Genomic DNA, 15,625 nt, shown 5'->3' on the forward strand with positions numbered 1-15,625 from the left:
GATCCCATGCCGAACTCAGAAGTGAAACGCACCCGCGCCGATGATAGTGTGGCAGCTGCCATGTGAAAGTAGGTCACAGTCAAACGCCTATTACCAAGCCCCGCTCAAAGAGCGGGGCTTTTTGCGTTCCTGTTTTTTGTTCCGCCTTGTCTGCTGGTTGCGGTATTGATGGCGACCAGCATCCTTCGCTGTTTCACGGCATTTGCTGATCACTGTCATGGTTTATGAGACTCATAATGCTCTATCATGACGGACTGGACGGTAGGAGCTGGCTTCGGCATGAAAAGAGTGATCAAGATCACCTTTTTGACGGGTGTTTTGCTGCAGAATGCGGCATAACTCGTATTTTATCTGCAAGTTAAGATCTTTTTCCGAGCAGATAATTTAATCGCGGTCAGTCAGAATAACCATGTGAGCATAATGAACGATAAACATAAGCAGATAGACATCAAGGATGTCACCGAGGCGGTGCGTTCTCACAGGCCTACCGATGAAGGCCATATTTACGTACGAGCACAAAAGGGAAAATGGCAGCAACTGCGCAAGCTGATGGGCTGGTTTTTCATGCTGTTGTTTGCGGTAGGGCCCTGGATCAGCTGGAACGGACACCAGGCCATACTGATCGATGTTGAGCAGCAGCGCTTTCAGATATTTTCGACCACCATCTGGCCACAGGATCTGACTCTGCTGGCTTTGTTGCTGATGGTCGCGGCCTTCGCTCTGTTCTTTATCACCACCTTCCTCGGGCGGGTATGGTGCGGCTATCTGTGCCCACAGACCGTATGGACCTTTCTGTTTATCTGGTTCGAGGAAAAGCTGGAAGGCAGTGCCAACAAACGCCGCCAGTTGGACAAGTCACCCTGGAACGTCAACAAGATATGGCGCAAGAGTGCCAAGCACCTTTCCTGGCTGGCGGTATCGCTCTTTACCGGCTTTACCTTCATCGCCTATTTCGTTCCGGCAAGGGAGCTGGCGGTCGATCTGCTGACGTTCTCGACCAGCTTCTGGATTGGATTCTGGGTACTGTTCTTTGCGTTCTGTACCTATGGCAATGCGGGCTGGATGCGTACCATCATGTGTACCCACATCTGTCCCTATTCCCGCTTCCAGTCGGCAATGTTCGACAAAGATACCTATACGGTCAGCTATGATGTCGAACGGGGCGAGAGCCGTGGTCCGCGTCCGCGCAAGGCCGATCCCGAAAAACTGGGTCTGGGAGACTGTATCGACTGCAACCTCTGTGTTCAGGTCTGTCCGGCAGGCATCGATATTCGTGATGGTCTGCAATATGAGTGCATCAACTGTGGTGCCTGCGTGGACGCCTGTGACCAGACCATGGATAGGATGGGCTACGAAAGAGGCCTTATCAGCTACACCACAGAACACAAGCTGCGACACAGAGAGACCCATGTCGCTCGTCCCAAGCTGATTGGTTACGGTGTTGTCATGGTGTTGATGCTGGCCGCCTTTGCCTATATGGCATCGAACATCATGCCGATGGGCATCGAGATCATTCGGGATCGTAACCAGCTGTATCGTGAAACCGTCGAAGGGTTGGTGGAGAATACCTACACCCTGAAAATCATGAACAAGACGCTAAGCACCGAAACCTACCGGCTCAATGTAGAAGGGATGGATGACGTGGACTGGATTGGCCCCGAAGAAGTGGTGGTTCGCGGTGGCGAGGTGTTGAGTTTGCCGATTAGCCTGGCGGCCGACCCTTATCTGCTGTCAACGCCGGTCAAGGACATCACCTTCGTGATGACGCATACCGGGCTGGATGAAAACGACAGCAAGGCCACATTACGCAGCGAGAGTAAGTTCTTCAGTTCGATTAACTGATACTCTTTAGTAACGCATACTTCAGACCGCAGCCCTTGCTGCGGTCTTTTTTTGGAGCGGTATGAACTACTACCAACTTACCCCCGACGTGATAGCCGATGCGCTGGTCAGTGTCGGTATTTATATTGATTCGGGACTCATGGCCCTGAACAGCTATGAAAACCGGGTCTACCGATTCAAGAGTGACAGCGATGGCATTCTGGTGGCCAAATTTTATCGGCCCCAGCGCTGGAGCCGGCAGCAAATCCAGGAGGAGCATGATTTTCTGTTCGCGCTGGATGACGCCGGCGTGCGAGTGGCGGTCCCGCTGGTACGCGATCAGAACAGTGTGTTCGAGTTTGGCAACATGCTGTTTGCGGTCTGGCCCTCGGTCTCCGGTCGTCAGTTCGAGGCCGATAACCTCGACCAGCTGGAGGCGCTGGGAGAGCAACTGGGGCGGCTACACAGGGTCGGAGAGCGGTTTGTCTTGCGCCATCGACCACAGTTGAGTAGCGATGACTATCTGCTGCGGGCTCGAGGTGTGCTTGAGCAAGAGGCGATAATACCGAAGCGGCTGCGGGGCGAATTTTTTGCCCGGCTGAATGAAGTGGTAGATAAAGCGACCGCATTGTACCGGCCCAAACAGCAGCTGACCCTGCATTGTGACTGCCATGTCAGCAATATACTGTGGCGTGACGGACTCTGGCTGCTCGACTTCGATGATTGTCGCACCGGGCCGGCGGTACAGGACTTGTGGATGATGCTCAGCGGCACGCGGCAGGAGCAGCTGCTGCAGCTGGATACCTTGCTGGCCGGTTACGAGACGGTACGGGAATTCAATGCGGCAGAGCTGTCGTTGATTGAACCGCTCAGAGCCATGCGTATGGTCAACTACATGGCCTGGCTGGCGGCGCGCTGGTCCGACCCTGCCTTTCCGGCCAATTTTCCCTGGTTTAACACCGAAGACTACTGGCAACAGCAGATTAGTGTGTTATCCGATCAATTGCAGAGTCTGGATGCGCTACCATTATCCTTGACCTCCTGGAACTGATTACTTAACGTGAGTCAGCCTCTACTGAACGAGATCCCGTATGAAAAAATATATTGTTGTTTTGTTTACCCTGCTGCTGGCTCCACTGGTCAGTGCCGCTCCCGAATTCAAGGAGGGTGTTGAATACAAGGTGGTGAATGACGTTGCCAGCAGCAAACCGGAAGTGACCGAATTTTTTTCTTATGTCTGCTCGCATTGCTACAGCTTTGAACCCTTGATGCAAAAACTGCAAGAGCGGGTGCCACAAGTACAGCTGAAGAAAGTACCGGTGCCTTTTCTCGGCCGGGAACTGGGCCCTGTGCTGCAGCGTGCCTACGGGGCAGCGGTATTGCTCAAGGTGGAAGACAAGCTGACGCCGGCCATCTTCGACCGAATTCATCGGCAGAAAAAAATGCCCGGCGACCTCGATGATATCAAGTCGATCTTCGTCGCCAATGATGTGGCAGCAAAGGACTTCGATGGCGTGATCAACAGCTTCGCGCTCAATGGCATGATCGCCCAGTACGACAAGGCCACCGAACGCTTCAATGTGCGCGGCACGCCTACCATAGTGGTCAGAGACAAGTATGAACTGAACATGAGTGAAATTGGCTCGGAAGAGCGGTTTTACCGGGTAGTGGAATATCTGCTGTCTGCGGGCTGATGCATAACCCCATGATGCGGTTTATTGCATCATGGGGGCTGTCAGTTATGGCGCTTGCTCGGGGTGATGGTACGCACGTTGGACTGGCTGTCTTCCTGATAGCCTTCTCCCTGAGTTTGCCAATAGGTGGTTGGCAGGTGAAACAGATAATATTTTTCCCGATGAGTATCGGTGACAAATCCCATGCCTTGTAAAGCCAGTTCATAATGAATATCGGTAATGAACTCGTGAGTAAAGCGTTGTCGACCTGAGAGCAAGGCGATATCCGATTTGGTCAGATAAACTCCGGTCTGCACTTCCTTGAAACGCTCATGCAGCCAAATGGCAAATTCCTTCGCACTTTTCATCCATTACTCCTTTAGATCGAGGCTGTCTGTTTAGGTATAGCAGTTATTGCCGAATCAGTTCTGTAACTGCTGCAGCAGCCTGTCCATGGCCCGATAGCCCAATGCTTCGATTAAGTGATGACGGCCTATCTTTTCCTCATGCTCCAGATCGGCGATGGTTCTGGCGACCCGGATCAATTTATGCCAGGCGCGAATGGAAAGCTTCATTCGGTGCAGCGCCTGCTCCAGAAACTCGGCATCTTCCTGCTCCAGTGGACAAAATCTGTCCAGCTCGGCGGCACTGAGCCGGGCATTGGTCTTGCCGGCACGTTTCAGTTGTCGCTCTCTGGCTGCCAGTACTCTTTGGCGGATCTGGGCAGAGCGTTCGGCCTTGGGGCGGGCACGGCTCAGCTCACCCGGTGGTAATAACGGTATTTCTACCGACAAATCGAAACGATCCAGAAAAGGCCCGGATATTTTACTCAGGTAACGCAGTATCTGCTCGGAAGAGCTGCGGCGGTAGCCGTCGGCGTAGTGGCCGCAAGGGCTGGGATTCATGGCGCCAATTAACTGGAAGCGGGCGGGAAAGGTGACCCGGTGCGCCGCCCGGGCGATAGAGATACGGCAGGTTTCGAGCGGCTCGCGCAGGGCATCCAGTACCCGGCGTTCAAACTCGGTCATTTCATCGAGAAACAATACCCCGTTATGGGCCAGAGAGATTTCCCCGGGGCGGGGATAGCTGCCACCGCCGACCAGCGCCACGGCAGAGGACGAATGATGAGGCTGACGGAAGGCGCGCAGGCACCAGTTTTCGGGATCCAGACTCAGACCGCTGATGGATTTGATGGCCGCGGCCTCGAGGGCTTCTTCTTCGCTCATCGGTGGCAACAGCCCCGGCAAACGGCTGGCCAGCATGCTCTTGCCGGTTCCCGGAGGACCAAGCAGCAGCAGGTTGTGCTCACCGGCAGCGGCAATTTCCAATGCCCGCTTACCGCCCTCCTGACCGATAACATCGCAAAGATCGGTGGAGTAATCGCGCTCTTTCGACATAACTCGTTCAGGCGTCGCCAATTCGCCTTCTTGCTGCAGCCAGGCGGTAATGGCCAGCAGGTGGGGAGCCAGTCTGGCCGGACAGGGATGGATTACGCCGGCCTCGATGCCGTTTCCGGCGGGCAGTACCAGTATTCGCTCACTGTCGCGGGCGGCCAGTACCGCCGGCAGGGCCCCTTTAATCGATCGCAGTGCTCCGGTCAGGGCCAGCTCGCCCAAAAACTCCAGCTGCTCCAGGCTGGTGGTGGGGATCTGGCCGGAGGCGGCAAGAATGGCCATGGCGATAGGCAAGTCGAAACGACCACCGTCTTTGGGCAGATCGGCGGGGGCCAGGTTGACGGTGATACGCCGGGCAGGAAATTCAAAACCGGCATTCAGCAGGGCACTGCGTACCCGGTCCCGGGCTTCCTTGACCGTGGTTTCCGGCAGGCCGACGATATTGAAGGCGGGCAGGCCATTGGCAAGATGAGCTTCAACGGTAACCAGTGGTGCAACAACGCCCAGACTGGCGCGGGCAAAAACAACGGCGAGTGACATCCGGTCTCCCTGGTGTTTTGTTTTTTAAAAATAACTGTTTTTAGATTTTTTAACTGCGTTTATGGGGCCCTATTCGGTCGCTTTTTTTATTTTGTAAACAATAAAGTCTTGTCTAGTCTAGTTCATCATGCTAGTTCTATAGGCCAGCTGAGTCGGAGGTTCCGGCTCGTAATCCTATTGAGTGGTCGGTGACATGAATTCGTTTGTACGTTTCGTCAGCATTATCGTGGTCCTAGTGGTGATTATTAAATCTCCACTCGGGGTACTGTGGTCTGACGAAACGTAAAACAACCGGCAGACACAACACAAAACCCCCGAGTCACCCACTCGGGGGTTTTTTTTTAAACCGGCTTTGGCAGCAACACATGGATAGTAATAAAATGAATGGCGCACAGTACATCGTTCAGACCCTGAAACAACAGGGAGTCACCCAGATCTTCGGCTACCCCGGCGGCGCCATCATGCCGCTCTATGACGCCCTCTACGACGGTGGGGTGGAACATCTGCTGTGTCGTCACGAGCAGGCGGCCGCATTGGCTGCCGTGGGCTATGCCAGAGCCAGTGGTCAGGTGGGCGTGTGTATGGCCACTTCCGGCCCCGGCGCAACCAACCTGATCACCGGTCTGGCCGATGCCATGCTCGACTCCATTCCGCTGGTGGCCATCACCGGTCAGGTACCCATGGCCGCCATCGGTACCGATGCCTTTCAGGAAGTGGACGTACTGGGTATGTCGCTGTCCTGCACCAAACACTCCTATCTGGTCGAGAACGTCGAGGATCTGGGCGCAGTGATCGCCGAAGCCTTTGAAGTGGCCCGCTCCGGCCGGCCCGGCCCCGTGTTGATCGACGTGCCCAAGAATATTCAGGTTGCCCCGGTCGAGCCCAAGCCAACCCCGACCTTCAGCACCGCAGCCAATGCTCTGGATGAAGACGCCCTGGCTCAGGCTCAGGCCATGCTGACCTCGGCGAAGAAGCCGGTGTTGTATGTTGGTGGCGGCGTCGGCATGGCCAACGCCGAAGCAGAATTACGCGCTTTTGCCCGGAAGAGTGGCATTCCTGCCGTGACCACCCTCAAGGGAATCGGCACCCTGAATCCGGATGACGAGCTGTTTTTGGGCATGCTCGGCATGCACGGTACAAAAGCCGCCAACCTGGCGGTTCAGCAGAGTGATCTGCTGATTGTGGTTGGGGCGCGTTTCGACGATCGGGTGACCGGCAAGCTGGACGCCTTTGCGGTCAACGCCAAGGTGATTCACCTGGACAAGGACGCTTCCGAGTTTGGCAAGGTACGCGACGCTCAGGTGAGCATGGATGCAGATCTGGCAACGGTATTGCCGCTGTTGGTAAGTGATAAGTTGGTAAGTGATAAGTTGGGTAATGACGGACTGGCCATCGACGACTGGCGCCGGCACTGCAAGGCGCTCATAGCCGATCACGGCTGGCGTTACGATCACCCGGGCGAGGCCATCTACGCCCCGCTGGCACTCAAGCAGTTGAGCGAGGCCCTGCAGGATACCGCCATGGTGAGCTGTGATGTGGGTCAGCATCAAATGTGGGTGGCGCAGCACATGCGCTTTACCAGTCCGCGCAATCACCTGAGCAGCTCAGGCCTGGGTACCATGGGCTTTGGTCTGCCGGCGGCCATCGGTGCCAAGCTGGCTCGGCCCGAACACGAGTCGGTACTGGTGTCCGGCGATGGCTCCTTCATGATGAACGTGCAGGAACTGGGCACCCTCAAGCGGGCCCAGCTGCCGGTAAAAATGGTGCTGCTCGACAACCAGCGTCTGGGCATGGTGCGCCAGTGGCAGGAACTGTTCTTCGACGGTCGCTACAGCGAAACCATTCTGACCGACAACCCCGATTTTGTGGCCATGGCCGCCGCCTTCAATATTCCCGGTGAAACCATCACCCGCAAAGAGGAAGTGGAGCCCGCCATTCAGCGCATGCTGGCGTCCGAGACCGCCTATCTGTTGCATGTGCGTATTTCAGAACAGGAAAACGTCTGGCCCCTGGTGCCACCCGGCGTTGCCAACGACCAGATGATGGAGAAAAAAGCATGAACCAGCATAACTTGCAGATAGAAACCCAGTTTCGTCCCGAAGTTCTCGAACGAGTGCTCCGTTTGATCCGTCATCGCGGCTTTCGAGTGGATGACATGGAAATGTCCACCTCGGTTGATTGTAAACACCTTAATATTAGGGTTACTGTCAGCAGTGACAGGGCCATTCAGCTGTTGAGTCGTCAACTGGAAAAGCTGATGGATATAACCCGTGTCGATGCGCAGCTTGTGGAGCAACGATTCAGAAAAACGGCGTGAGGGAGCAACCAATGTCGACTGCCAAATACATCTGGTTCAATGGTGATATGGTGCCCTGGGAAAAAGCCCAGGTGCATGTAATGAGTCATGCGCTGCACTACGGCTCTTCGGTGTTTGAAGGCATTCGTGCCTATGAGACCCCCAAGGGCCCGATGATTTTTCGGCTGGAAGAGCACGTACAGCGCCTGTTCGATTCCGCCAAAATCTATCGAATGCAGATCCCCTATACCCATGCAGAATTGATGGACGCCTGCAGAAAAGCGGTCAGCGAGAACGAGCTGAACAGCGCCTACCTGCGGCCGCTGGTGTTTATCGGCAATGTCGGCATGGGTCTCAACGCGCCCAAAGACGTGCCGTGCGACGTGATTGTTGCCGCCATTCCCTGGGGTGCCTATCTGGGCGAAGAAGGGCTGGAGCGGGGCGTAGACGTTTGTGTGACCTCCTGGAACCGGCTGGCGCCCAATACCATGCCTACCGGTGCCAAGGCCGGCGGTAACTATCTGTCTTCCCAGCTGATCTCCGGTGAAGCCAAGCGCCACGGTTATGACGAGGGTATTTCACTGGACGTGCACGGCCACCTGAGTGAAGGGGCGGGCGAGAATCTGTTCCTGATCAAGAACAAGGTGCTCTATACCCCGCCGGTTACCGCCTGTATCCTGCCCGGTATCACCCGAGATACCCTGATGACCCTGGCGCGTGAAGCCGGTTATCAGGTGAGGGAAGAAGCCATCTCTCGCGAGGCGCTGTATCTGGCCGATGAAATGTTCATGACCGGTACCGCCGCCGAAGTGACCCCGGTACGCAGCGTAGACGGCATCGAGCTCGGGGCCGGTAAACGAGGCCCGATCACCACCGAATTGCAGAAAGCCTTCTTCGGGCTGTTCGACGGCAGCACCAGGGACAAATGGGGTTGGTTGACCCCGGTGAAAGATTGATTTTCAAATAAGAGAGAGGGGCGCGCGGCGCCCCTGCTTTACTCAATTGTTGTTACAGGAGTTTAAAGAATGCCAAGGTATCGTTCCGCCACCACCACTCACGGCCGCAACATGGCCGGCGCCCGCGCCCTGTGGCGCGCCACCGGCATGACCGAAGGCGACTTCGGCAAGCCGATCATCGCGGTGGTCAACTCCTTTACCCAGTTTGTGCCGGGCCATGTGCACCTGAAAGACATGGGCCAGCTGGTGGCGCGTGAAATCGAGGCCGCCGGTGGTGTCGCCAAGGAATTCAACACCATCGCCGTGGATGACGGCATCGCCATGGGCCACGGCGGCATGCTCTACAGCCTGCCCAGCCGGGATCTGATCGCCGACTCGGTCGAATACATGGTCAATGCCCACTGTGCCGATGCCATGGTGTGTATCTCCAACTGCGACAAGATCACCCCCGGTATGCTGATGGCCGCCTTGCGGGTCAATATTCCGGTTATCTTCGTTTCCGGTGGCCCCATGGAAGCCGGCAAGACCAAGCTGTCCGAGCAGATCATCAAGCTGGATCTGGTGGATGCCATGGTACAGGGCGCCGATCCTACCGTGTCCGACGCTCAGAGTGAGCAGGTCGAGCGCAGCGCCTGCCCGACCTGCGGCTCCTGCTCCGGTATGTTTACCGCCAACTCCATGAACTGCCTGACCGAAGCGCTGGGCCTGTCTCAACCGGCCAACGGCTCTTTGCTGGCGACCCACGCGGATCGGGAGCAGCTGTTCAAGTCTGCCGGTCATCGTATCGTCGAGCTGACCAAGCGTTATTACGAGCAGGACGACGACTCGGCCCTGCCGCGCAATATCGCCACCAAGGCGGCGTTTGAAAACGCCATGGTGCTGGACGTAGCCATGGGCGGCTCCACCAATACGGTGCTGCACCTGCTGGCTGCCGCTCACGAGGCCGGTGTCGACTTCACCATGGCCGACATCGATGCCCTGTCGCGCAAGGTACCCCAGTTGTGCAAGGTGGCGCCGTCCACCCCGAAATATCATATGGAAGACGTACACCGTGCCGGTGGTGTCATGGGTATTCTCGGCGAGCTGGACCGTGCCGGTCTGCTGCACACCGAATTGCCGACCGTGCTGGGCATGACCCTGGCCGAGCAGCTGGCCAAGTACGATGTAATGGTGACCGAAGACGAAGCGGTGAAATCCATGTTCCGTGCCGGTCCCGCCGGTATTCGTACCACCAAAGCGTTCAGCCAGGATTGCCGCTGGCCGACCCTGGACGACGACCGTCGTGAGGGCTGTATTCGCAGTCTGGAGCATGCCTACAGTCAGGAAGGCGGTCTGGCCGTATTGTCCGGCAACCTGGCGGTAGACGGTTGTATCGTCAAGACCGCCGGTGTGTCCGACGACAACCTGGTGTTCCGTGGTCCCGCCCGTATCTATGAAAGTCAGGATACGGCGGTAGAAGGCATTCTGGGGGGCGAAGTGAAAGCCGGTGACGTGGTGGTGATCCGCTACGAAGGTCCCAAAGGTGGCCCCGGCATGCAGGAAATGCTCTATCCCACCACCTATCTCAAGTCGATGGGGCTGGGCACCCAGTGCGCACTGATCACCGACGGTCGTTTCTCCGGTGGTACTTCGGGCCTGTCCATCGGTCATGTCTCTCCCGAGGCGGCCAACGGCGGCACCATAGCGCTGGTACAGAACGGCGACATCATCGATATCGACATTCCGGGCCGCAGCATAGTGCTGGACGTGGCCGAGTCGGAACTGGCTGCCCGTCGTGAAATCATGAACGCCAAAGGCGAACAGGGCTGGCGCCCGGTTGATCGCGAGCGGGAAGTGTCCTTTGCCCTGCGCGCCTACGCGTCGCTGGCCACCAGTGCCGACAAGGGCGCGGTACGCGACATCAGCAAGCTGGGAGGATAAGCATGGCACAACCGGCATTGAAAGAGGGCGCCGCCTTGCGGTCGGCGACCGAATACCTGCGTTGCATCCTGCTGTCTCCGGTGTACGAGGCGGCGCGGGTGACCCCGCTGTCGCCGCTCAAGAAGATTTCCGAGCGGCTGGGGCACCACGTTTCGCTGAAACGGGAAGACATGCAACCGGTGCATTCTTTCAAGCTACGGGGTGCCTACAACAAGATAGCCCAGCTCAGCCCCGAGCAGCAGCAGGCCGGAGTGATTGCAGCGTCGGCCGGTAATCATGCCCAGGGTGTGGCCTTGTCGGCTTCCAAGCTGGGCATCGACGCCACCATAGTGATGCCGGTGGTCACCCCCGACATCAAGGTGGAGTCGGTGCGTCGGTTCGGCGGCAAGGTGATATTGCACGGCAATAACTTCGACGAAGCCTACGCCCGTTGTCTGGCACTGGCGCAGGAGCATAGCCTGACCCTGATACCGCCCTTCGATGATGAAGACGTGATCGCCGGTCAGGGCACCATAGGGCGCGAACTGCTGGAGCAGGATACCCGCCTGACCCATGTGTTTGTGCCGGTGGGCGGCGGCGGTCTGGCGGCCGGGGTATCGGTTTACATCAAGCAGTTACTGCCCCAGGTCAAGGTGATCGGCGTCGAGGCCGAGGGCTCGGCCTGTCTCAAGGCCGCGCTCAAGGCCGGTGAAATCGTCACCCTGGATCGGGTCAGTATGTTTGCCGACGGGGTGGCGGTGAAGCGTATGGGCACCGAAACCTTTCGTCTGTGTCAGCAATATCTCGATGGAGTGGTGACCGTCAGCTCCGACGAGATCTGCGCCGCGCTCAAGGATATCTTCGAAGATACCCGCGCCATCGCCGAGCCGTCGGGCGCGCTGTCGCTGGCCGGGCTGAAGAAGTACAGCCAGGCGGGCGATTACCAACATGCCCGCATGGCGGCGGTGCTCAGCGGGGCCAACGTCAACTTCCATTCTCTGCGGTACGTGTCCGAGCGTTGCGAGCTGGGTGAAAAGCGGGAAGGGGTGCTGGCGGTGACCATTCCCGAGCGCAAGGGGGCCTTTATCGAGTTTTGCGAGGTACTCGGCAACCGCATGGTGACTGAGTTCAACTATCGCTACTCGTCGGAAGACAAGGCGGCGCTGCTGGTGTCGGTGCGGCTCAGCGACGGTGATCGTGAACTGGCCCAGATCATGATGGAACTGGAGCAGGCCGGTTATCCGGTGGCCAACATGACCGACAACGATCTGGCCAAATCCCATGTGCGTTACATGGTGGGTGGCCGGCCACCCAAGGCGCTGAACGAACGGCTGTACAGTTTTCGTTTTCCCGAGCAGCCGGGCGCCCTGATGCGCTTTCTGCATACTCTGGGGACCTACTGGAACATCAGCCTGTTTCACTACCGTAACCACGGTGCCGAATTTGGCCGGGTACTCTGTGCCTTTGAACTGCCCGATCGGGATCTGGCCTCGTTCGAACGCCACCTGGCCGAGCTGGGCTACCGCTGGGATGAGGTAACGCAGGATCCCGCCTACCAGTTTTTCCTCGCTCATTAAGCCATGCCGGCAAGGGCCCCTTGTGGCCCTTGCCGGCACTCTATTTAACGCCATCAGTCTCATCTTGAGTTGACAAGCCGTTAACATTGTGTACATTTTTTTGTTGAAAAAAATACCACTTCCTGCTCTAATCCTGCTCGTTTCTTCATTATCTTCAGGGTTCCCACTATGGGTCTGTTGTCTGCTTTACTGGCTTCCATCAGTCAGATCTATTTTGTTAACCGTCCGTTAGCCGGCTTGTTAATTACCTTGGGTGTGTTCTGGGCGTCCCCTTATATGGGACTGGCCATGCTGATCGCGACCCTGAGCGGAGTTCTGACGGCACACTTTCTTAAATACGATCCCGAATTACAGGCCGAAGGCTGTTATGGCTTCAACGCGGCGCTGGTCGGGCTGTCACTGGCGCTGTTTGCTCCGCCCGGTGCCGGCATGCTGGTTGCCGCCGCCGTGGTAGGTGCCGTGTCGTGCCCGCTCTATTATCTACTGCGCCAGGTTGCCAATATTCCCTGCTATACCCTGCCGTTCAACCTGTTGATTTTGCCCTGGTTATACTGGACCGGGCAGCGTCTGGCCGACGAGGTACCGAGCAATTACGAGTTTTCGTTATCGGCCATCGGTCAGGTGATTTTTCTGCCGGACACGGTACCGGCGGTCATGGTCTGTGCCGCTCTGTTGCTGGCCGGCATCGGTAACTTGGGCTGGGCCTTCGTCGGCGCCGTGATCACCAGTGGCACCGCCACCTTCCTGCTGATTAATCCCGACTATATCAACTTCGGCCTGACCGGTTACAACGGCGTACTGGCGGCGGTGGCCATGTTCTGGCATCAGTTCAAGCCGGGCTGGAGCATACTGGCTGCCGTGCTGGCGGGCCTGATGACGGCCGCCATGCTGAAAACCGGGCTGCCGATGCTGACCATGCCGTTTGTGCTGAGTTGCTGGCTGTGTCTGGCGTTACGCCGCGGCTTTTGTTATTACCAGACCAAATACATGACCGACAGGGAGAAGGTGTGATGAAACTGGGTTTTATCGGAATAGGCTTGATGGGCAAGCCGATGACGCAGCGGCTGCTGCAAGCCGGCTTTGAAGTTTCGGTGTGGAACCGCAGTGCGGACAAGCTGGCCGAGGTCAAGGCCGCCGGAGCCACTGTGGCCGGCAGCATCAGCGAGCTGGTAGAGCAGGTGGATCTGGTGCTGTTGTGCCTGGCCAACACCGCAGTAGTGGAAGAAGTGGTATTTGGTGCCGGTGGTGTGGCCGGACACGGCCGGGCGGATCAGCTGCTGGTGGACTTTTCCAGTTCCGATCCGGAAGCGACCCGGGACTTCGCCGCCCGCCTCAAGGTGCAGTGCGGCATGGGGTGGGTCGACTCGCCGGTGTCCGGCGGCGTGGCCGGTGCCGAAGCCGGCACCTTGGCCATCATGTGCGGTGGTGAAGCAGCAGACATAGAACGCATTCGGCCCATGCTGGCGCCCTTGTCGCAACGGTCCACCCACATGGGCCCGGTTGGCGCCGGTCAGGTCACCAAGGTGTGCAACCAGATGATAGTGGGCTGCAACCTGATGGTGCTGGCGGAAATGATGGCACTGGCCAAGGTCAGCGGCGTGTCTGCCGACAAGATTCCCGAAGCGTTGGCCGGCGGTTTTGCCGACTCCAAGCCGATGCAGATTACCGGGCCCCTGATGGCGGCTGAGTCCGATCCGGATCCCAAGTGGCACGTGCGCACCCTGCTCAAGGATCTGGACATGGCAGTAGCCCAGAGCCTGCGCGAAGGCAGCGCCACCCCCATGTCGGGCCTAGCGGCACAGCTGATGCGCCAACACGGCAGCAAGGGCTACCTGGAGCGGGACCCCGCTACCCTGATCAAGCTGTACAAGGATTGATAAAAAAGGAGCCTAAGGCTCCTTTTTTATCGGCTATGCAGATAACTCCGCTTAAATCGGACAAAGGGCCCGCTCCGCCGACTCGCCGTAAACCCATCCATGGGGGCTCCACCGCGCCATCCCTGGCGCAGAGGGTCGGCGGAGCAGATCCCTTCGTCCTCCTTGATGCTACAGAGTCATCTGTTGGCATCGTCTGTAGGCAACTCGGAGCTCAGAAAGAGGCAACAGAGACGAGCTCCCACGACCGTGAAATGCCAGGGATGGCATTTCCGAGCCCTCAGGGATGAGTTTATGGCGTGTCGTGGGAGCCGACTGTGTTGCCTCTGAATTTCGGGCCAGAGGCTTAATCAAGTAAGTGTAAAGCACAAAAAAGGAGCCTCACGGCTCCTTTTTTGTTGTCTTGATCAATACCGGCTCAGGGAGCCAGTGCCAGGCTGTGGCGATAGTAGTCGTTCGCCTTGGCCAGATCCTTACGCTTTTCTGCCAGACCGGCCAGCAGCACATAGTCGCCGGCGTAGGGCTTGAGTGCCACCGCCTGCTGCAAGTGTGTCTCCGCTTCTTCCGGCTTGTCGTCCTTCAGATACAGTTGACCCAGAGTGGAGTGCAGTTCGGGCAGGGTTTCTTTCTTCGCCTGCTTCTCCAGTATGGTCAGCAGCGGATGATAATCGCTCAGCTGCAATCGGGTCATGCAGGCCAGTAGTCGAGGATCGGTCTTCTTGTTCAGGCCTTCCAGCAGCAACTGCTGGGCTTCTTTATGGGCCTTGAGTCCAATCAGTCGATCGCACAGCGGGGCCAGAATCTCGGCCTGGTATTTTTCCTTGCGCGGCAGACCCTGCCACAGGGCAATCAGCCCTTCGCTGCCATCGGCGTTGGCGGTGCTGTCAAACCAGCCGGCATAGGCCTGCTGAGTCAGTTGCTGCTGCTCGTCGACCTCGAGCAGCCCTTTGCCTGCCAGTGCCTCCAGGGTGCCCAGCAAGGATGACCATTCACCGGTGGCGAAATAGACGTCTTTCTGCAGCTTGAGCAGCGCCGGCTGGCTGCCGTATTCTTTCTCCAGCTGGCGCACACCGCTCAGGGCCTGTTCCAGTTGCCCCTGCTGATACTGCAATCGAGCCTGCGTCAGGCCCACGGCCAGGCCGGCACCGGGACTCTGCTCATGAGCCTGGCGCAAATAGTCGTCGCGCTTTTCTTCATGGCCCAGCGCCTGAGCGGCGGTGGCCGCATTCAGATAGTTGAGCAGCGCCTGATCGTTGCCCTTGGTCCCCTTGAGCAGCATCTTTTCGGCGGTGGCGTAGTCTTCCGCCACCAGCGCCTGCATGCCGCTTTGGGTGTAATTCAGGGCCTTGCGACGGCGACGGCCGACAAACCAGTTGCGGGTGCGATGGCTGACGCCAAAGATCCGACCCAGCAGCCACTCGATGAACAGCAGCAACACATAAAACAGCACCACGGCTACCAGAAACACGGTGACGGTGGTTTCGATGGTGTAGTTACCGGCAGCCAGCAGTACATAACCCTGCTGACCGGTGATGTCCGGACCTATGACCAGGCCGGCGACCAGAATGACGACGATAATGGCAAGACGTATCATG

The 15,625-nt window shown here is 57.7% G+C and carries 13 protein-coding genes; 10 read left to right on the plus strand and 3 right to left on the minus strand.

From position 1 onward, the window contains the following. Positions 1 to 420: 420 nt before the first annotated feature. The 3 genes from ccoG to Q0753_RS12110 all read left to right on the plus strand — a co-directional run bounded on the left by ccoG (position 421) and on the right by Q0753_RS12110 (position 3,515). Positions 421 to 1,842: a cytochrome c oxidase accessory protein CcoG gene (ccoG, locus tag Q0753_RS12100; protein WP_298721213.1), complete on the plus strand. Its 1,422-nt coding sequence runs from the start codon at positions 421 to 423 to the stop codon at positions 1,840 to 1,842. A 61-nt stretch (positions 1,843 to 1,903) separates the two neighbouring features. Beyond that, positions 1,904 to 2,872, plus strand: a complete 969-nt coding sequence (locus tag Q0753_RS12105) for a serine/threonine protein kinase (RefSeq protein ID WP_298721216.1) — start codon at positions 1,904 to 1,906, stop codon at positions 2,870 to 2,872. A 40-nt stretch (positions 2,873 to 2,912) separates the two neighbouring features. Beyond that, complete coding sequence (locus Q0753_RS12110) at positions 2,913 to 3,515, plus strand: thiol:disulfide interchange protein DsbA/DsbL (RefSeq protein ID WP_298721219.1); 603 nt, start codon at positions 2,913 to 2,915, stop codon at positions 3,513 to 3,515. 41 nt (positions 3,516 to 3,556) lie between these two features. On the opposite strand, the gene Q0753_RS12115 is transcribed toward Q0753_RS12110, so the two are convergent. After that, the gene (locus Q0753_RS12115; RefSeq protein ID WP_298721222.1) at positions 3,557 to 3,862 is read right to left on the minus strand and encodes a hypothetical protein; all 306 of its coding nucleotides are present in this window, start codon (positions 3,860 to 3,862) and stop codon (positions 3,557 to 3,559) included. Between the two features lie 54 nt (positions 3,863 to 3,916). Next, positions 3,917 to 5,428, minus strand: a complete 1,512-nt coding sequence (locus tag Q0753_RS12120) for a YifB family Mg chelatase-like AAA ATPase (protein ID WP_298721225.1) — start codon at positions 5,426 to 5,428, stop codon at positions 3,917 to 3,919. A 380-nt stretch (positions 5,429 to 5,808) separates the two neighbouring features. Between Q0753_RS12120 and ilvG the strand changes: the two genes are divergently transcribed. The 7 genes from ilvG to Q0753_RS12155 all read left to right on the plus strand — a co-directional run bounded on the left by ilvG (position 5,809) and on the right by Q0753_RS12155 (position 14,033). Beyond that, on the plus strand, positions 5,809 to 7,488 hold the full coding sequence (ilvG, locus tag Q0753_RS12125; RefSeq protein ID WP_298721227.1) for an acetolactate synthase 2 catalytic subunit: 1,680 nt from the start codon (positions 5,809 to 5,811) through the stop codon (positions 7,486 to 7,488). Beyond that, positions 7,485 to 7,745: an acetolactate synthase 2 small subunit gene (gene ilvM, locus Q0753_RS12130; protein WP_298721230.1), complete on the plus strand. Its 261-nt coding sequence runs from the start codon at positions 7,485 to 7,487 to the stop codon at positions 7,743 to 7,745. Before ilvG ends, ilvM begins: the two co-directional genes overlap by 4 nt. Before the next feature lie 11 nt (positions 7,746 to 7,756). Further along, positions 7,757 to 8,680, plus strand: a complete 924-nt coding sequence (locus Q0753_RS12135) for a branched-chain amino acid transaminase (protein WP_298721233.1) — start codon at positions 7,757 to 7,759, stop codon at positions 8,678 to 8,680. Positions 8,681 to 8,749: 69 nt separating this feature from the next. Next, on the plus strand, positions 8,750 to 10,600 hold the full coding sequence (gene ilvD / locus Q0753_RS12140) for a dihydroxy-acid dehydratase (RefSeq protein WP_298721236.1): 1,851 nt from the start codon (positions 8,750 to 8,752) through the stop codon (positions 10,598 to 10,600). A gap of 35 nt (positions 10,601 to 10,635) precedes the next feature. Next, positions 10,636 to 12,156 carry a threonine ammonia-lyase, biosynthetic gene (gene ilvA, locus Q0753_RS12145; protein WP_367179506.1) on the plus strand — a complete coding sequence of 507 codons (1,521 nt, stop codon included), beginning with the start codon at positions 10,636 to 10,638 and terminating at the stop codon, positions 12,154 to 12,156. 168 nt (positions 12,157 to 12,324) lie between these two features. Further along, the gene (locus tag Q0753_RS12150) at positions 12,325 to 13,167 is read left to right on the plus strand and encodes an urea transporter (RefSeq protein ID WP_298721242.1); all 843 of its coding nucleotides are present in this window, start codon (positions 12,325 to 12,327) and stop codon (positions 13,165 to 13,167) included. After that, entirely contained in the window at positions 13,167 to 14,033 is an 867-nt protein-coding gene (locus Q0753_RS12155) for an NAD(P)-dependent oxidoreductase (protein ID WP_298721245.1), read from the plus strand. Before Q0753_RS12150 ends, Q0753_RS12155 begins: the two co-directional genes overlap by 1 nt. A 415-nt stretch (positions 14,034 to 14,448) precedes the next feature. Here Q0753_RS12155 and Q0753_RS12160 read toward each other — a convergent pair whose 3' ends face one another. After that, positions 14,449 to 15,624 carry a heme biosynthesis HemY N-terminal domain-containing protein gene (locus Q0753_RS12160; RefSeq protein ID WP_298721248.1) on the minus strand — a complete coding sequence of 392 codons (1,176 nt, stop codon included), beginning with the start codon at positions 15,622 to 15,624 and terminating at the stop codon, positions 14,449 to 14,451. Position 15,625: the final 1 nt, after the last annotated feature.

Source organism: uncultured Oceanisphaera sp. (assembly GCF_947495715.1).
Lineage (GTDB): Bacteria > Pseudomonadota > Gammaproteobacteria > Enterobacterales > Aeromonadaceae > Oceanimonas > Oceanimonas sediminis.

Excerpts from the sequence above, each read along its gene's own strand:
- ilvD (WP_298721236.1), top strand. The coding sequence starts at position 8,750 with ATGCCAAGGTATCGTTCCGCCACCACCACTCACGGCCGCAACATGGCC.
- Q0753_RS12105 (WP_298721216.1), top strand. The coding sequence starts at position 1,904 with ATGAACTACTACCAACTTACCCCCGACGTGATAGCCGATGCGCTGGTC.
- ilvM (WP_298721230.1), top strand. The coding sequence starts at position 7,485 with ATGAACCAGCATAACTTGCAGATAGAAACCCAGTTTCGTCCCGAAGTT.
- Q0753_RS12155 (WP_298721245.1), top strand. The coding sequence starts at position 13,167 with ATGAAACTGGGTTTTATCGGAATAGGCTTGATGGGCAAGCCGATGACG.
- ilvG (WP_298721227.1), top strand. The coding sequence starts at position 5,809 with ATGAATGGCGCACAGTACATCGTTCAGACCCTGAAACAACAGGGAGTC.
- Q0753_RS12150 (WP_298721242.1), top strand. The coding sequence starts at position 12,325 with ATGGGTCTGTTGTCTGCTTTACTGGCTTCCATCAGTCAGATCTATTTT.
- Q0753_RS12160 (WP_298721248.1), bottom strand. The coding sequence starts at position 15,624 with ATGATACGTCTTGCCATTATCGTCGTCATTCTGGTCGCCGGCCTGGTC.
- ccoG (WP_298721213.1), top strand. The coding sequence starts at position 421 with ATGAACGATAAACATAAGCAGATAGACATCAAGGATGTCACCGAGGCG.
- Q0753_RS12110 (WP_298721219.1), top strand. The coding sequence starts at position 2,913 with ATGAAAAAATATATTGTTGTTTTGTTTACCCTGCTGCTGGCTCCACTG.
- Q0753_RS12120 (WP_298721225.1), bottom strand. The coding sequence starts at position 5,428 with ATGTCACTCGCCGTTGTTTTTGCCCGCGCCAGTCTGGGCGTTGTTGCA.
- Q0753_RS12135 (WP_298721233.1), top strand. The coding sequence starts at position 7,757 with ATGTCGACTGCCAAATACATCTGGTTCAATGGTGATATGGTGCCCTGG.
- Q0753_RS12115 (WP_298721222.1), bottom strand. The coding sequence starts at position 3,862 with ATGAAAAGTGCGAAGGAATTTGCCATTTGGCTGCATGAGCGTTTCAAG.